General features: G+C 68.3%; 17 protein-coding genes and 1 tRNA gene. 11 read left to right on the top strand and 7 right to left on the bottom strand.

What is annotated here, in order from left to right:
• The first annotated feature begins 107 nt into the window (after nucleotides 1-107).
• The 3 genes from AC3ANJ_RS08115 to AC3ANJ_RS08125 are packed head-to-tail and all read left to right on the top strand — an operon-like array spanning nucleotide 108 to nucleotide 3,260.
• Nucleotides 108-1,148, top strand: coding sequence for a Bug family tripartite tricarboxylate transporter substrate binding protein (locus AC3ANJ_RS08115; RefSeq protein ID WP_488319020.1), 1,041 nt, complete (start codon nucleotides 108-110; stop codon nucleotides 1,146-1,148).
• Nucleotides 1,145-1,690, top strand: coding sequence for a tripartite tricarboxylate transporter TctB family protein (locus AC3ANJ_RS08120; protein ID WP_406245527.1), 546 nt, complete (start codon nucleotides 1,145-1,147; stop codon nucleotides 1,688-1,690). The genes AC3ANJ_RS08115 and AC3ANJ_RS08120 overlap by 4 nt, the downstream gene beginning before the upstream one ends.
• Nucleotides 1,683-3,260 carry a tripartite tricarboxylate transporter permease gene (locus AC3ANJ_RS08125; RefSeq protein WP_488319021.1) on the top strand — a complete coding sequence of 526 codons (1,578 nt, stop codon included), beginning with the start codon at nucleotides 1,683-1,685 and terminating at the stop codon, nucleotides 3,258-3,260. Before AC3ANJ_RS08120 ends, AC3ANJ_RS08125 begins: the two co-directional genes overlap by 8 nt.
• A 16-nt stretch (nucleotides 3,261-3,276) precedes the next feature.
• Here the strand turns inward: AC3ANJ_RS08125 and AC3ANJ_RS08130 are convergent, their stop codons facing one another.
• Nucleotides 3,277-3,807: a hypothetical protein gene (locus AC3ANJ_RS08130; RefSeq protein WP_488319022.1), complete on the bottom strand. Its 531-nt coding sequence runs from the start codon at nucleotides 3,805-3,807 to the stop codon at nucleotides 3,277-3,279.
• A gap of 77 nt (nucleotides 3,808-3,884) precedes the next feature.
• On the opposite strand from AC3ANJ_RS08130, the gene AC3ANJ_RS08135 reads away from it, so the two are divergent.
• From AC3ANJ_RS08135 to AC3ANJ_RS08145, 3 genes are read left to right on the top strand one after another with little or no spacing between them, the layout of a single operon-like run.
• Nucleotides 3,885-4,244 (top strand): ArsR/SmtB family transcription factor, encoded by a 360-nt coding sequence (locus AC3ANJ_RS08135; RefSeq protein ID WP_488319023.1) that lies wholly within the window; start codon nucleotides 3,885-3,887, stop codon nucleotides 4,242-4,244.
• 1 nt (nucleotide 4,245) lies between these two features.
• A complete protein-coding gene (locus AC3ANJ_RS08140; RefSeq protein ID WP_488319024.1) occupies nucleotides 4,246-4,902 on the top strand; it encodes an SRPBCC domain-containing protein in 657 nt (218 codons plus the stop codon).
• A gap of 19 nt (nucleotides 4,903-4,921) precedes the next feature.
• Nucleotides 4,922-5,761: a transposase gene (locus AC3ANJ_RS08145; protein ID WP_488319025.1), complete on the top strand. Its 840-nt coding sequence runs from the start codon at nucleotides 4,922-4,924 to the stop codon at nucleotides 5,759-5,761.
• A gap of 22 nt (nucleotides 5,762-5,783) precedes the next feature.
• Here the strand turns inward: AC3ANJ_RS08145 and AC3ANJ_RS08150 are convergent, their stop codons facing one another.
• On the bottom strand, nucleotides 5,784-6,551 hold the full coding sequence (locus AC3ANJ_RS08150) for a CGNR zinc finger domain-containing protein (RefSeq protein ID WP_488319026.1): 768 nt from the start codon (nucleotides 6,549-6,551) through the stop codon (nucleotides 5,784-5,786).
• Between the two features lie 54 nt (nucleotides 6,552-6,605).
• Nucleotides 6,606-7,466, bottom strand: coding sequence for a helix-turn-helix transcriptional regulator (locus AC3ANJ_RS08155; protein ID WP_488319027.1), 861 nt, complete (start codon nucleotides 7,464-7,466; stop codon nucleotides 6,606-6,608).
• A gap of 117 nt (nucleotides 7,467-7,583) precedes the next feature.
• Here AC3ANJ_RS08155 and AC3ANJ_RS08160 point away from each other — a divergent pair, with 117 nt between their 5' ends.
• A complete protein-coding gene (locus AC3ANJ_RS08160) occupies nucleotides 7,584-9,038 on the top strand; it encodes an MFS transporter (RefSeq protein ID WP_488319028.1) in 1,455 nt (484 codons plus the stop codon).
• Between the two features lie 59 nt (nucleotides 9,039-9,097).
• Here the strand turns inward: AC3ANJ_RS08160 and AC3ANJ_RS08165 are convergent.
• Nucleotides 9,098-9,173 (bottom strand) — tRNA-Ala (locus AC3ANJ_RS08165).
• Between the two features lie 97 nt (nucleotides 9,174-9,270).
• Nucleotides 9,271-9,765, bottom strand: coding sequence for a hypothetical protein (locus AC3ANJ_RS08170; RefSeq protein ID WP_488319029.1), 495 nt, complete (start codon nucleotides 9,763-9,765; stop codon nucleotides 9,271-9,273).
• An 86-nt stretch (nucleotides 9,766-9,851) separates the two neighbouring features.
• Between AC3ANJ_RS08170 and AC3ANJ_RS08175 the strand changes: the two genes are divergently transcribed.
• The 4 genes from AC3ANJ_RS08175 to AC3ANJ_RS08190 are packed head-to-tail and all read left to right on the top strand — an operon-like array spanning nucleotide 9,852 to nucleotide 12,971.
• Complete coding sequence (locus AC3ANJ_RS08175; protein WP_488319244.1) at nucleotides 9,852-10,919, top strand: NAD(P)-binding domain-containing protein; 1,068 nt, start codon at nucleotides 9,852-9,854, stop codon at nucleotides 10,917-10,919.
• A gap of 54 nt (nucleotides 10,920-10,973) precedes the next feature.
• Nucleotides 10,974-11,765, top strand: a complete 792-nt coding sequence (locus tag AC3ANJ_RS08180; protein ID WP_488319030.1) for a hypothetical protein — start codon at nucleotides 10,974-10,976, stop codon at nucleotides 11,763-11,765.
• A complete protein-coding gene (locus AC3ANJ_RS08185) occupies nucleotides 11,762-12,289 on the top strand; it encodes a hypothetical protein (protein WP_406245504.1) in 528 nt (175 codons plus the stop codon). The genes AC3ANJ_RS08180 and AC3ANJ_RS08185 overlap by 4 nt, the downstream gene beginning before the upstream one ends.
• A 25-nt stretch (nucleotides 12,290-12,314) precedes the next feature.
• Nucleotides 12,315-12,971 (top strand): SDR family oxidoreductase, encoded by a 657-nt coding sequence (locus tag AC3ANJ_RS08190; RefSeq protein WP_488319031.1) that lies wholly within the window; start codon nucleotides 12,315-12,317, stop codon nucleotides 12,969-12,971.
• A 20-nt stretch (nucleotides 12,972-12,991) separates the two neighbouring features.
• On the opposite strand, the gene AC3ANJ_RS08195 is transcribed toward AC3ANJ_RS08190, so the two are convergent.
• Both AC3ANJ_RS08195 and AC3ANJ_RS08200 read right to left on the bottom strand, forming a co-directional pair.
• Complete coding sequence (locus AC3ANJ_RS08195; protein WP_488319032.1) at nucleotides 12,992-13,852, bottom strand: 3-methyladenine DNA glycosylase; 861 nt, start codon at nucleotides 13,850-13,852, stop codon at nucleotides 12,992-12,994.
• A complete protein-coding gene (locus tag AC3ANJ_RS08200) occupies nucleotides 13,852-14,880 on the bottom strand; it encodes an App1 family protein phosphatidate phosphatase (RefSeq protein WP_488319033.1) in 1,029 nt (342 codons plus the stop codon). The genes AC3ANJ_RS08195 and AC3ANJ_RS08200 overlap by 1 nt, the downstream gene beginning before the upstream one ends.
• Nucleotides 14,881-14,883 lie beyond the last annotated feature (3 nt).

The raw sequence follows: 14,883 nt of genomic DNA on the forward strand, positions 1-14,883 counted from the left end.
ACAATCTCTCGTTACGAACACAACCCGTGCGCGGCATCCGTGCGGATCTAGGTTGGCCGGATACGCACCCGGCACTGTCGCCGGGTTGAGGACTCGAGGAGGAGTTCATGACACAGCACACCCGCACCCGCATCCGCACCCGACTCGTGTGGGGAGCCGCCGTCGGCGCGGCGGCTCTCACGCTCGCCGCGTGCTCCGGCGAGACTCCGTCCGGTGGCGGCGACGGAGGAGGCGGCGGCAGCGAGGTCACGATCGACAGCGTCGCCGTGATCGCCCCGGCCGACCCAGGTGGCGGCTGGGACCAGACCGCGCGCGCGTTCGCGCAGTCGCTGACCGCCGACAAGCTCGTCTCATCCGCGCCCGTCAGCAACATCGGCGGCGCAGGCGGCACGGTGGGACTCGCGTCGCTCGCGACCGAGACGGATCCGAACACGCTGATGGTCACCGGCAGCGTCATGGTCGGAGCCGTCGAGACCAATGCCTCCGACGTGCGCATCGAGGACACCACGCCGATCGCGAAGCTCACCGAGGAGCCGCTGGTCGTCGTGGTGCCCAAGGACAGCCCGTACGAGACAATCGAGGACTTCGTCGATGCCTGGGTGGACGAAGGGGCCGACATGGCCGTGACCGGCGGCTCGGCCGGCGGAATCGACCACATCCTGGCCGGCCAGCTGCTCACGGAAGCCGGAGTCGATGCCGCCGACGTGCCGACCACCCTGAACTACATCGCGAACTCGGGTGGCGGTGAGGCGCTCACCCTGCTGCTGGGCGGTCAGGTGCAGGCCGGGATCTCCGGCGTCGGCGAGTTCGCGCAGCAGGTCGAGGCCGGCGAGCTCAAGGCGCTCGCGGTGTCGTCCGATGAGCCGGCGGCGCTCCTGCCGGATGTGCCGACGCTCACCGACGAGGGGATCGACATCGTCGTCACGAACTGGCGCGGACTGATCGCACCGGGAGACATCTCCGATGAGGAGAAGGCGGCGCTGGAGGAGTTGGTCACGACGACGCACGACGGGGATGCCTGGGCCGAGGTGCTGGAGACGAACGGCTGGACGGACGCCTTCCTGGTGGGTGAGGAGTTCTCGTCCTTCCTCGAGGAGGACATCACCACTACCCAGGAGACGCTCAAGACCATCGGGCTGATCGAATGACCGAGCCCCTCACGACGGGGGCGCTGGCATCGGTCGGCGCCCCCGGTTCCCGCAGAGTCGGTGAGCTGGTCTTCCTCGGGGTGATCGCGGTGTTCTCCGCGGTGGCACTGGTGATGACCGGTTTCATCCGCGAGCCGATGGGGTCGTCGAACATCCTGGGTGCGCGCGTGGTTCCGTACGCGGTGACCGGGCTGATGCTGCTCGCATCGCTCGGCGCGATCATCGCCGTGCTGCGCGGCGACGTCGGTCAGCCCGACGAGGCGGAGGACATCGACACCGAAGCCCGCACGTCGTGGAAGACGGTGCTCATGCTCGTCGTGTCGTTCGCCTCGCTGATGCTCGTGATCCCGCTGCTGGGCTGGCCCGCTGCGGTGGTCGTGCTTTTCACCGGCGCTGCCCTCGCACTCGGTGCCGCGCGCTGGTGGATGGCACTGATCATCGGCGCGGCCCTCGGCATTCTGACGCAGCTGCTGTTCGGAACGCTCCTCGGACTGTCGCTGCCGCCGTTCGGCACTGTCCTCCCAGGGGTGCTCGGTGGATAGCTGGCAGCTGCTCATGGAGGGCTTCGCGACCGCGCTGCAGCCCCAATACCTGCTGTTCGCGTTCATCGGCGTGCTGCTGGGAACCGCGATCGGGGTACTCCCCGGTATCGGCCCGGCGATGACGGTGGCGCTGCTGTTGCCGCTGACCTATACGTTGGATGTCACGAGCGCGATCATCATGTTCGCCGGCATCTACTACGGCGGCATGTACGGCGGATCGACGACCTCGATCCTGCTGAACACACCGGGGGAGTCAGCCTCCATCGTCACCGCGATGGAGGGCAACAAGATGGCCAGGATGGGGCGGGCGACCGCTGCGCTGGCCACCGCGGCGATCGGGTCGTTCGTGGCGGGTACGATCGCCACGGCGCTGCTCACGCTGTTCGCGCCGTTCATCGCCGACTTCGCGGTCACGCTGGGCCCGGCGGATTATTTCGCGCTCATGATCGTGGCGTTCCTCACCGTGGGTGCGCTGCTCGGATCCAGCCCCGTCCGCGGCATCGTGTCGCTGTCGATCGGACTGTTCCTCGGGCTCGTCGGCACCGACACGCTGACCGGCCAGGCGCGGTTCACCTTCGGCATCCCGAACCTCGGCGACGGCATCGATGTCGTCATCATCGCGGTCGGTCTGTTCGCGGTCGGTGAGGCGCTCTACGTCGGGTCGCGGCTGCGTCACGGAACCCTGCCGATCATCCCCGTCTCGGGGAGCTGGCGGACCTGGATGTCGAAGTCCGATTGGAAGCGGTCATGGAAGCCGTGGCTGCGCGGCACCGCGATCGGATTCCCGATCGGCTCGATCCCCGCGGGCGGTGCGGACGTCGCGACCTTCCTGTCGTATGCGACCGAGAAGCGGCTCGCGAAGAATCCGTACCGCCAGCAGTTCGGCAAGGGTGCGATCGAGGGCGTGGCCGGTCCTGAGGCGGCGAACAACGCTGCGGCGGCCGGCGTGCTGGTGCCGCTGCTGACGCTGGGCCTGCCGACGACGGCGACTGCGGCGATCATCATCTCGGCATTCCAGACCTACGGCATCCGTCCTGGGCCGCTTCTGTTCGACAGCCAGCCGGCGCTCGTGTGGGCGCTGATCGCGAGCCTGTACATCGGCAACGTCGTGCTCATCATCCTGAATCTGCCGCTGGTGGGGATGTGGGCGAAGCTGCTGAGGATCCCGCGGCCGTACCTGTATGCCGGCATCCTGGTGTTCGCGGGGCTCGGAGCCTATGCCGCCAACTTCACGGTCTTCGACATCGGCGTGCTGCTGCTGCTCGGCGTGATCGGTTTCTTCATGCGTCGGCACGGATACCCGGTGTCGCCGATGGTCGTCGGTGCCATCCTCGGCCCGATGGCGGAGGAGCAGCTGCGCAAGGCGATGGCCATCAGCCAGGGCGACCCGCTCTATCTCGTGCAGAGCCCTGGGTCGATCGTCATCTACTCGGTCATGATCGTGCTGATCGTGCTGGGCCTGTGGCTCAAGCGCCGTCAAGCGCGCTTCGAGGCAGCGCTTCCGGATATCGACACGGCGACGATCAGGACCGTGGATGCCGAGATCGCCGAGCAGCTGCGGGAGAGGTGAGCGACGGTCTTGTGCGTCAGTGCACGAGAGCCTTCAGGATAACGAAGACGATGCCGAAGCAGGCGGTCCCGATGGCGCCCGCGATCCGCACGATCAGCGAACTCCCGCGGCGGAGGAAGGCGATGTACCCGAGCAGCGCGAGGATGACGGTCCCCGACCACAGCGCGAGATCGTTCGCGAGGTCGTCGGGGATCACCCGCGTCGTTCCGGCGAGCAGGATAGCACCGGGTACGGCTGCCGAACTCAGCATCCCGAAGGAGTGCCCGAGCGACCTCCTCAGAGCCGTGCCGACGTCGATCACCTGTCCTGTCGCGTCCTCGTCGCCGACGCGGGCGACCGTTCCGGCGTAGACGTGCGCCGACCAGAACACCAGTACGGTGATGCCGACCGTGATGAGAACAACGGCTGAGGTCTCGCCGTGTGCGGAGGAGACCGCGATCAGCCCGCTCATGAGGATGGTGCCGTAGACGGCCGCTTCGGTTCCGAAACCCGGCCGGAGAACACGGTGGAGCCGGAGGAGGCTGTGATCGGGATCAGGGCTCGGCATGTCGCCAGTTTAGAGCGGGTGCTGTCCGACCCAAGATAAGCATTGACTTATATAAGGCGTGGTGCAACCATTGTCTCATGCATGCGCTCGATGTTCTCGGCGATCCGGTTCGCCGGCGCATCCTCGAACTGCTCGCAGTCGGCGAGGAATCCGCGGGTGAGCTCGGCTCGGTGATCACGGCCGAGTTCGGCATCAGTCAGCCCGCTGTCTCGCAGCACCTGCGCGTGCTGCGGGAGAACGGGTTCGCCACGGCGCGGCCGGTCGGCGCCCGACGTCTGTACGCCGTCGACCCCGCTGGCGTCGAAGCCGCCAGCGCCTGGCTGTCGCCGTTTGAGCGCTTCTGGCGCGGGCCGTTGGCCGCGCTCGACACCGAACTCGCGCGTGGACCCAGCCAACGGCGTCGCGCCGGTCAGATCGATGAACGAAACGAGGAGTGACATGGTCGACATTCAGAAGCAGCTCGATGCCGTCGAGCGGGAGTTGCGCACCGAAGACGTCGAGGGCGGGCCGTCGTACGTCCAGAGCATCAGCCAGGACTATCCGTCCGGCATCCAAGAGGTGTGGGATGCCGTGACGAGCGCCGATCGTATCGCGCGCTGGTTCCTGCCCGTCTCGGGCGATCTGCGGCTGGGCGGTCGCTATCAGCTCGAGGGCAACGCCGGGGGAGAGATCCTCGCGTGCGCTCCGCCCGTCGACGGCCGCGCGCAGTACCGGGCGACCTGGGAGTACGGCGGCGGAGTCACCTGGCTCACCGTCTCTTTGAACGAGGTGGATGCGGGCACGACCCGCCTGCGCCTCGAGCACGCGGCGCACACCGCCGATGTCCCGGCCGAGATGTGGGACGTGTTCGGACCTGGCGCGACCGGCGTCGGCTGGGATCAGGGGCTGCTCGGCCTGGCGCTGCACCTCGGTGCGGTGGAGGGCGCGATCGATCCGACCGAGGCAGAGGCCTGGCAGCTGTCCGACGAGGGCAGGGCGTTCTCGCGGGCGGCGGCCGACGGGTGGGCGAAGGCGCACGTCGCTTCCGGTGCGGATCCTGCCGTCGCCGCACAGGCCGCTGATGCGACCTACGGTTTCTACACCGGTCAGCAGTAGTCGAGAGCAGGATGGGCAGATGACCGAGACGCTGGAGGACATCGCGGCCGAACTGCACGCCGTTGCGCTGGAGGACTTCGTCTCGGCGCGGAACGAACGCGCCAAGGCGGTCGCCGACAGCGATCTCGCTGCCGGTGTGAAGGCGCTGCGCAAGCCCCTCGCGCCGGCGTGGGTGGTCAACCTGTTCGCGCGCGAGCGCCCTGACCAGCTCGCGCAGGCGCTGGAGCTGGGGGAGTCGCTGCGTGAGGCGCAGGAGGATCTGGACGCGAAGACGCTGACTGCGCTGACGCGCCAGCGCCGCACGCTGGTGAAGGAACTCGCCCGCACTGCGACCGACCTCGCCGAGCATGCCGGTGCGCACGTGACGGCGCAGACCACCGAGGCGGTCGAGCAGACGCTCAACGCCGCGATGCTGGATGCCGGAGCCGCCGACGCCGTGGCATCCGGTCGTCTTGTCCGCCCGCTGGAGCCGTCCGGCGGCGATGCGATCGATGTGTCGGATGCCGTGGCCGGCGCGGTCCCGCCGCGACCGGTTCGCGAGACACCGCCCGACGAGCTCAAGCAGCGCCGCGCGCGCAAGGAGGCCGAGACGGCCGTGCATTCGGCCGAACAGCAGGCGGAGCGAGCCGAGCGGCGCCTGCGCGACAGCGAGCGCGAGCATGAGGCCGCGTCGGCGAGGCTGGATGAGCTGCGCAAGAGGGAAGCGGAACTCGCGGCCGAGCTCGAACGGGTCCACACGGGCATCGAGGAGGCGGAAGAGACTATTGCGGGCGGCCGAGAAGCGCGCGCTGCGGCGGAAAGCGATGCGCGTGCTGCACGTGATGCATTGGAGGATGCTCGGGCGCGCGTCCCGAGCTGATCGGTGTGAGGGTGATCTGTCCTCAGCGATCGTCAGGAGTGCGTCCGCGCCGCCCGGTCCGCAGCTCGCGTGCCGCGAGATTGGGCCGGTAGCCCAATTTCTCGATCGCGGCCTCGACCCGTTCCCGCGTCGCGGGGGACACCCGGACCGTGCCGGTCACGACGTTGGACACGGTCTTCATGGAGACGCCGGCGATGGCGGCGACGTCCAGCATCCGAGGCGCGCGCCCCGTGGACGCGATCACATCCGCAGCCGCTTCCTCTGGTGAGTTCCGTCGGCGCATCTTGACGTAGTTGCCGCAGCCCGCCATCGTGCACCACCGACCCGACTGGTTGCGCGACGCATCCCAGTAGGCCCATCTGCAGGTGTCCCGTGAGCACGCCTTCACGCGGTTCCAGTTCCTGTCGGTGCTGAGCGTGTGGACGGCTGCCATGACGGGATGGAGGAAGAACTCGCCCTCGGTCGTGATGGTCGCGTCGCCGTGCTCACCGAAGCGAAGATGCATCGGGAACTCCGCGAGCAGCGCGTTCATCTCGTCGATCGCGCCCGCTCGCGGCTCGTGTCCGGCGTGCGTCAGGAGTACCTCGCGCAGTCCCTCGCGGAAACGACGCGCCAAGATCAGGTCATCGTCCGTGAGATCGGTCGGCGCGACACCGGTCCGTGATTCGACCCAGTCCGCGAGCGCGCCGGGGGATACCCAGGTCTCCTCGTCGGTTTGCCATTCGACCGTGTTCACGTAATCGATGAGCAGTTGCGCCGCGTGTGGCGTCGTCCCGGTATCGACGAACATGACACCAGTGAAACCTTTTTGCCGGTGTCACGCAAGGTGTGGGTGCCAGATGACTCACGACGCGAGCAGGCGCAGGGATGCGTAGGACGCCGTGTGGGCGGCGGCGGTGTAGGTGAGGATGCGCTGACCGTTGGCTTCGGGCAGGTGGAGGACCTCGTAGTCCACCTGGAGCGACCCGACCTCGGGGTGGCGGAGACGCTTCGAACCGCTGGTGCAGAGTCTGACGTCGTGACCGGCCCAGAATGCGGCGAAGTCCGGACTGTTCAGGCTCAGCTCGCCGACGAGTTCGGCGAGTCTCCGATCATCGGCGAACTGTGCAGCCACGTACCGCAGGGAGGAGACCGCCAGCGCCGCTTCCTCCTGCCAATCGACATACAGATCTCGATTGTGCTCGTCGAGGAACAGCAGCTTCAACTGGTTGGGACGTTCGTCGATGCGACTCGGCGCGTCGCCGTCGAGGTGGCCGGCCAGCAATCGGTGGCCGGCGCGGTTCCAGGCGAGGATGTCGTTGAAGCGGCCGAGCAGGACCGCTGGTACGTCGCCCATCGCGTGCAGCAGCTGCTCCGCGCCGGGCTTCGCGACCTCTGGCAGCGATGCCTGCGGACGCCTAACGGGGGCGGGATGCGCGAGCGCGTACAGGTGCGCCCGCTCGTCGGCGTCGAGCTGCAGAGCGCGAGCGAGCGCGTCGATGATCGAATCCGAGGCGTTCTGTGACTGCCCCTGTTCCAGCCGGGTCAGATACGTCACCGACACGCCGGCGAGCTGAGCGAGCTCTTCGCGGCGAAGCCCAGGGACGCGGCGGCGGCCGTAACTGCTCACGCCCGCTTCGTCGGGCGTGATGCGGTCTCGCCGGGAACGCAGGAACTCACCGAGTTCTGTGACGGGAGCCTCGGCATCGAGCGGCTGTGAAGACATGTCAGTCATTGTGCCGCACCTCGCGCCGCCGAGCCTGGCCCTGTCGGTGGTAGGCAAGCGCAGACGATGCAATCCGAGGTTCTGGTTACGTGGGGCGCGCCCGACGAATCTGGAGCCATGAGCAGAACACAGATCGCCTCACCATCACGCACGGTTGCGAACAGCATCGAGTCGGAGCGCTTCACGGCGGCGCAGAAGGTCGCCATGGCGGTCCTGCTGACGGCCAACTTCACTCTCGCCGTCGACTTCTCGATCCTGAACGTGGCGCTGCCGCACATCGGCGACGAACTCGGATTCGCGACGTCCGCGTTGCAGTGGATCGTGACGGCGTTCGCCCTGACTGCGGCGGGATTCACCCTGTTCTTCGGTCGTGTCGCCGACCTCTTCGGACGGAAGCGGCTCTTCCTGATCGGCATCGTTCTCCTCGGTGTCTCGTCCCTGGCCGGCGGCCTCGCTGCGGAACCAAGTGTGCTTCTCGCCGCTCGGGTCGGACAGGGCATCGCCACGGCGATGGTGACCCCCGCAGCGCTGTCGCTCATGACGACGATGTTCCCCGAGGGGCCGACGCGTTCTCGGGCGCTCGGCCTGAACGGGGCGCTGATGGCGGCAGGTTTCACCGCCGGAGCCGTGCTCGGCGGACTGCTGACCGGCGCCGTGTCGTGGCGGTGGGCCTTCTTCCTCAACGTGATCGTCGCGGCCGTGGTCATCGTCATCGCGCCGTTCGTCCTCCGCGAGCCGATCCGCGGCGCACGACCGAAGCTCGACGTGCCCGGCGCCATCACGATCACCGTGGCGCTCGTCGCACTCGTGTTCGGCATCGACAACGCCGGTCATCATGGTTGGGCTCAGGCCACGACCTGGGGTCCGATCCTGGCCTCGTTCGTGCTGTTCGGCATTTTCTTCATGATCGAGTCGCGGGTGGGCGAGCCGTTGGTGGCTCCGAGCCTGCTCAGGCGGCGCAGCATCGCGTGGGGCAATACGGCGGGGCTGCTGGCGTTCGGGACCTTCACCTCCCTGGTCTTCCTGCTGACGCTCTACCTGCAGCAGGTTCTCGGCTACTCCGCGATCGCCGCGGGGCTCGCGCTCGGCGTACTCGGCATCGGCACCGTGCTCGGAGGTCTCATCGCACCGAAGATCATCGGGCGCACCAGCGCCAAGACGGCGATCGTGGCAGGACTCGCGACGCAGGCGCTCGCGACCGTGCCGCTCGCGTTCATCGGCGAAACTCGCGCGTGGCTCGTGCCGGTGCTGGCGCTCACCTTCGTCGGCGGCGTCGCGAATCTCGTGGCGATTGTCGGCTATGTCGTCGCGTCGACCGCCGGTGTTCCGGCCGAGCAGCAGGGACTTGCGACCGGACTCGTCACGATGAGCCAGCAGGTCGGCATCGCACTCGGCACGCCGGTCATGTCTGCCCTGGCCACTGGACTGGTCGCGGCCACGTTGTTGCCGGGGCTGCAGTTCGCCATCGGAGTCAACGCCGTGATCGCGTTCGCGGCCGCGATCCTGATCGCGGCGTTCCTGGTCCTGCCGAACTCGCGAGCTGCGGCGTCTCTGGCGGAGGGGAAAGACTGATCTGCACCCGGAAGCTCGCCCGGAAACCAAGAAATCCCGCGATCTCTCGCGGGATTCTCTGGTGGACCTGAGGGGACTCGAACCCCTGACCCCCTGCATGCCATGCAGGTGCGCTACCAGCTGCGCCACAGGCCCATCTGTTGCTCCGTACCGGTCGGGGCAACTCGAAAAGAATACAACAGGATCGGCATCCGGCGCGAATCCGCGCGCGATCTCGGGAGTGTTCCGCACGTCACCGTGTCATCGGGCTGATGTCCACATCGATGGTGGCGAAGGGGAACGGCGAGAAGACGTAGTAGCTCGCACCGGGGTCGGGCAGCGGCGTCAGCGCGAACCACACGTAGGAGATGATGATGCCCGCCGCTGCCACGATCGCCAGGATGGCGGCGGTCCGGTCGATCATGCGGATCGCGTCGGTTTCGTCGGCGGCGGTGCGGATGATGCGACCGATGACCCAGATCACGGCGATGGCCACCAGGACAGGCATGAGCCCGTTGGGCCGGAGCGTCAGCGACGAGCACATCGGCTGGTCGAGGGTCGGCTGGCCCGCGGCATCCAGATACCCGCCGTCGGCGTCGATGCCACCAGGGCATCCGCCCTTGCTCCCGCCGATGAGGAACCAGCTCCCGATCGCCGACAGGATGCCGACGATGATGAGCCGGCGCAGGCGCATCAGGATCTCGGCTCCGGGCAGCAGTGTGGTCGGCTCCATCGCGGTGTTCGTCATGTCGGCCTCTCCATCCTGACCATCCTGGCATGCAGCGCTCGATCGCTCGAGGAACATCCGCACCACCGGCGACGTTCACATCAAGCGTGGACATCTTCGACAGCATCGTGATCGGCGCCGGCCAAGCCGGGCTGTCGGCCTCGTACCACCTGCAGCGGCTCGGCATCCGACACCTCGTGCTGGATGCCGACAGCGCGCCGGGCGGAGCCTGGCAGCACCGGTGGGATGCCCTGACGATGCGCGATGTCCATGGGGTCGCCGAGCTCCCGGGGTCGATGCCTCCGCCCCGTGATGAGCAGCGCGCCAACCGGGCGGTGCCCGCATCCTTCGCCGCCTACGAACGCGAGCACGACCTGCCGATCGAGCGTCCGGTCACCGTCGGCCGGGTCACGGATGACGACGGCATCCTCGTCGTCCACGCCGGCGACCGCGAATGGCGGACCCGCACGATCGTGAACGCGACGGGAACCTGGAGGCATCCGTTCCTGCCGCACTACCCGGGTATGGAGACCTTCCTCGGTGAACAGCTGCACACGATCGACTATCCGGGTCCTGAGCACTTCAGAAGCAAGCGCGTCCTCATCGTAGGCGGGGGAGCGTCGGCCGTGCAGTTCCTCGGCGCACTGGCGCCGATCACCGACACGCTCTGGGTGACGCGTCGCGAACCGATCTGGCGCACCGATGATTTCACACCGGAGGCGGGCGCGGCCGCCGTCGCGCTCGTCGAGCAGCGCGTCGCGCAGGGGCTGCCTCCGCAGAGCGTCGTGAGCGTCACCGGTCTCATGCTGCGCCCGCAGGAGCGGGAGGCCGAGCGGCTGGGCGCCTACACCGCACGGCGCCCGATGTTCTCCCGCATCGAGCCCGATGGCGTGCGCTGGGCCGATGGCTCGTTCGAGCGCGTGGATGCCATCCTCTGGGCGACCGGATTCCGACCGGCCATCTCGCACCTCGCCCCGTTGCATCTGCGCAGCGCCGCCGGCGGCATCCAGCTGGATCGAGGTGGCCGCGGCACGACGGCGGTCGCGGACCCGCGCATCCAACTGGTCGGCTACGGCCCGTCGGCGAGCACGATCGGGGCCAACCGTGCGGGAAGGACGGCCGCCAAGGGCGTCCAGCGCGCGCTGGCCGCGACCGACGCCAGCGTCGCCGTGTAGGGAGAACGACCCGCGATTGTGATCGGTAGGGACCGGTCCCGCTAGCCTGGATCCGTGTTTCGGATCATCGTTCTCATCGTGTGGGTCCTGCTCTCGGCCTGGCTTCTGATCTGGGTCGGCGAGGGCCTGTTCGGTGTCGATCAGAGCTCGTCGATCCTCCCCTTCTACAGCGGCGACGGGTTGACGGCGCCCATCATGATCGGCGTCGCGTGGGGGATCATCCTCACCCTCGGCGGGCTCGCGCCCGGTACCGGTCGCCGTTCGAAGCCGCGCGGCGAGACGGCGATCGGGGTGGGGCGGATCGTCGAGACCTCCCGCACGGGCCTGACCATCAACGACGTCCCGCAGTACGACATCTACCTGCGCATCGCGCCGGCGGACGGCGGCGAATTCATCAGTCGGATGCGGATGCTCGTGCCGCACTCGGATCTGCTCGCGATGCAGCCCGGCTCACCGCTGCCCGTCCGCTACAGCACCACGGACCACGACACGGTCGAATTGGCCGACATCAACGACCCGCAGGTGCGCGAGGCGATGCTGGATTGGCGGGTCGCCCGCGGCCTGATCGACCCGCGCCAGGTGCGCGCGCGGCGGCACGGCCTGCAGGCACCGGCATCCGTCCTGTCCGTCCGCCCGACCGGAACGCGGCGCGAAGGACAGAGCGAACTGGCAGTCCGGCTGCTGATCACGCCGGAAGGGCAGTCCGGCTGGGAGGCCGACACCACGGTCTTCGTCTACCCGGAGGCGATCTCGCGCCTCCAGGTCGGATCGCCCGTCTGGGCTCGCTACCTGCGCGAGGATCCGCACACCGTCGCCCTCACGATCGAGCAGGAGGTCGGCCGATGAACATCATGGACACGATCGTCTGGCTGGCGAACTTCCCCGTGACGCACGGGTACGCGATGGTGTTCATCGCCGGGTTCTCCTTCATGGGGCTGTTCGCGCAGTCCTTCCGCAAGATCGGCAGCCGCTCGCAGCTGTCCGTGATCCGCGACCGCGAAGGGCTCCCGGAGCCCGATTCCGCCGGCGCAGGACGCACCGTCTTCGCTCATCTGCAACGACTCTTCTTCCGGGTCCTGACCGCGGTGATGGCGGTCAGCATCGTGCTGGCGATCCTCGGACTCATCGGGGTTCCGGTCACGTCGTCGTACATCCACGACAACGGGCAGCCGGCCGTCGCCACGTTGGACGGCGACTGGGTGACCTTCACCACGGCGACCGGTGAGACCTACACGCTGCCGCACGACTTCTTCACTCCGTCTGCGTACCCGGATCGCGACGCCTGGATCCCGGGGCCGGACGTGGTCGTGCGCTACCTGCCCTCGCATCCGCAGGCCTATGTGATCGACACCTCGCAGCTGGCAGACTGAATTCCTACTGAGCCACGGAGGAAACATGTCGCGCATCATCGTGTTCGGCGGCCACGGTCGCATCGCTCTTCTGCTCGCTCCGCTGCTGGTCGCCCGGGGCGACGAGATCACCGCGGTGATACGGAATCCGGCGCACGCCGATGAGGTCGCCGCGACGGGGGCGACACCGGTCGTCGCCGACATCGAGAACGAGGATGCCGGTGCCGTCGCCGAGCTCGTCTCGGGCCACGACGCGATCGTCTGGTCGGCTGGAGCCGGCGGCGGCGACGCACGACGGACGTACGCCGTCGACAGGGACGCGGCCATCCGGACCATGGATGCCGCGGAGGGCACGGGCGTCCGTCGTTACGTGATGGTCTCGTGGACAGGCTCCAGGGCGGATCACGGCGTCGACCAGGAGAACAGCTTCTTCGCATATGCGGACGCGAAATGGCAGGCGGACGCGCACCTCGCCGGCACCGGTCTGGACTGGACGATCCTGGGCCCCGGAACGCTCACGTTCGACGAGCCGACGGGACGGATCCAGCTCGACGAGTCGGGCCGTGCAGGCGTCGCCAGGGCCGACGTCGCCGCGGTCATCGCGCAGACGCTCGTCGAGCCGGCGACGATCGGCCGGACGATCCGCTTCGGCAACGGCATCGACGGCTCACCCGAGCGGATCGACGAGGCGCTGCGCGACTGAGAACGCGCCCGGCGCGCAGTTCAGGCGGCTGTGCCCAGCCAGGATTCCAGGATGCGCTCCCGCAGCGCATTGCCTCGTTCGGCGAAGCCGCGCTGACGACGCACGTACTCGGACTTGCCTTCCGCCGTCTCGATCGGAACCGGTACGACACCCCACTCGGAGAGGTCGTACGGGGCGGCCTGCATGTCGAGCTCACGGATGTCCCGCGCGAGTTCGAAGCAGTCCAGCAGAAGCTCACCGGCCACGAGAGGGCCGAGCTTCATCGCCCACTTGTACACATCCATGCCGGCATGCAGGCAGCCCGGCTGCTCGAGCGCGGGCTGGCTCTCGCGCGTGAGCGGCGAGCGATTGCGCGGCACGGCCTCAGGGGTGAAGAACCGGAACGCGTCGAAGTGCGTGCACCGCAGATCGTGCGTCTCGACCACGGCATCCGTCCCGGCCTGTCCGAGCCGCAGCGGCACGGGATGCCGGTGCTCCTGCTCGCGGTAGACCATCGCCCATTCGTGCAGCCCGAAGCATCCGAACTGTCCAGGTCGCGAGGCGGTGCGCCGCAGCATCCGTTCGACGAGCGCCGCGAGCTCTGACTTGTCCGCGGCGAACGCCGCCGCATCAGGGCGAGCCGAATCGACGGACGGCCCTGGGGAGTACCAGCGCCACGCCAGCCGCTCCGGTGCGTCTTCGAGGACGACGCCCGCCCCGGGGTGCCACCGTCGCAGCTGCGCCGGCTTGTAGCTGTAGTACGTGAACAGGAAATCCTGCACGGGGTGCTTCTCGCCCCGCACCGCGCGCTCGCGATGATCAGCGGTGAGCGCATCGGCCCGCTCCCGGTGCGCCTGCTCGCGTGCGCGCCACTCGGCCGAGCTGAGCGCCGCGATGCCCATCAGCGCAGGATCCCCGCATCGCTGAGGCGCTCGCGCAGCCCTGCGCCGTCCGAGGCGGTGACCCATGGCGCGGCATCCCCGGAGTGATCATCGGACGGGGCCCGCCCTCCGGCCAGCATGGCCTCGGTCGTGGAGAGCTGGCGGATCGCGACTCCGGCGACGGACTCCGGATGCTCGTCCTGGAACGCGGTGTAGATGGACTCGTCGTGCTGTCCGTCATCCCCGATCAGCAGCCACCGCACGTGCGGGAACTCGGCCGCCAGCCGACGAAGGTTGGTCAGCTTGTGGTCGCGGCCGCTGCGGAACCAGCGGTCGTGCGTCGGACCCCAGTCCGTGAGCAGCATGGATCCCGCAGGGAAGAGATGACGGGTGAGGAAGCGGCTGAGGGTCGGCGCGATGTTCCACGCGCCGGTGGACAGATAGATCATCGGGCACCCTGGATGCTGACGCATGATCTGCTCCAGCAGCACGGCCATCCCCGGCACAGGGAGCCTCGCATGCTCGTCGACGACGAACGAGTTCCACGCCGCCACGAAAGGGCGGGGGAGCGCCGTGACCATGACGGTGTCGTCCACGTCGCACACGACGCCGAAGTCGACGTTCTCATCCACGATGAAGACGGTGCCCTCGACGGAGGGCTGGCCCTCCACGGACATTTCGATGGACTGCCAGCCTGGTTCGAGGTCCGCCTTGATGACGGTGTCGACGACGCCACCGCGATCGGCAGGGACGACCTGTGTCCTGCCGCCGATCGTGACCTCGACGTTCGCGAACCCGACAGGGATCCCGACGAAGCTGCGCCAGCCGCGGATGCTCGCGTATTCGCCGTTCTCATCCTGGCGCTGCGGCGGCACGATCAGCACGCGGCCGACCACGCGGACCCAGCCGGCGCCGCCGTACCCGGGGAACGGCAGGATCGTCGCCGTGCGTCCGCGCCTGCGGGCACGACCCTCGCGCCACACGTGGAGACGGTGCTCCAGACGGGCGAACCAGTGGATCCTGGCCGGAGGGGCGGGCTGATCGGGCATCCC

It is taken from the genome of Microbacterium sp. STRO-1N, assembly GCF_057748015.1.

What these genes read in the sequence shown, in the direction of transcription:
- AC3ANJ_RS08115 (WP_488319020.1), top strand. Translation starts at nt 108, where the DNA reads ATGACACAGCACACCCGCACCCGCATCCGCACCCGACTCGTGTGGGGA.
- AC3ANJ_RS08120 (WP_406245527.1), top strand. Translation starts at nt 1,145, where the DNA reads ATGACCGAGCCCCTCACGACGGGGGCGCTGGCATCGGTCGGCGCCCCC.
- AC3ANJ_RS08130 (WP_488319022.1), bottom strand. Translation starts at nt 3,807, where the DNA reads ATGCCGAGCCCTGATCCCGATCACAGCCTCCTCCGGCTCCACCGTGTT.
- AC3ANJ_RS08135 (WP_488319023.1), top strand. Translation starts at nt 3,885, where the DNA reads ATGCATGCGCTCGATGTTCTCGGCGATCCGGTTCGCCGGCGCATCCTC.
- AC3ANJ_RS08140 (WP_488319024.1), top strand. Translation starts at nt 4,246, where the DNA reads ATGGTCGACATTCAGAAGCAGCTCGATGCCGTCGAGCGGGAGTTGCGC.
- AC3ANJ_RS08145 (WP_488319025.1), top strand. Translation starts at nt 4,922, where the DNA reads ATGACCGAGACGCTGGAGGACATCGCGGCCGAACTGCACGCCGTTGCG.
- AC3ANJ_RS08150 (WP_488319026.1), bottom strand. Translation starts at nt 6,551, where the DNA reads ATGTTCGTCGATACCGGGACGACGCCACACGCGGCGCAACTGCTCATC.
- AC3ANJ_RS08155 (WP_488319027.1), bottom strand. Translation starts at nt 7,466, where the DNA reads ATGTCTTCACAGCCGCTCGATGCCGAGGCTCCCGTCACAGAACTCGGT.
- AC3ANJ_RS08160 (WP_488319028.1), top strand. Translation starts at nt 7,584, where the DNA reads ATGAGCAGAACACAGATCGCCTCACCATCACGCACGGTTGCGAACAGC.
- AC3ANJ_RS08170 (WP_488319029.1), bottom strand. Translation starts at nt 9,765, where the DNA reads ATGACGAACACCGCGATGGAGCCGACCACACTGCTGCCCGGAGCCGAG.
- AC3ANJ_RS08185 (WP_406245504.1), top strand. Translation starts at nt 11,762, where the DNA reads ATGAACATCATGGACACGATCGTCTGGCTGGCGAACTTCCCCGTGACG.
- AC3ANJ_RS08190 (WP_488319031.1), top strand. Translation starts at nt 12,315, where the DNA reads ATGTCGCGCATCATCGTGTTCGGCGGCCACGGTCGCATCGCTCTTCTG.
- AC3ANJ_RS08195 (WP_488319032.1), bottom strand. Translation starts at nt 13,852, where the DNA reads ATGGGCATCGCGGCGCTCAGCTCGGCCGAGTGGCGCGCACGCGAGCAG.
- AC3ANJ_RS08200 (WP_488319033.1), bottom strand. Translation starts at nt 14,880, where the DNA reads ATGCCCGATCAGCCCGCCCCTCCGGCCAGGATCCACTGGTTCGCCCGT.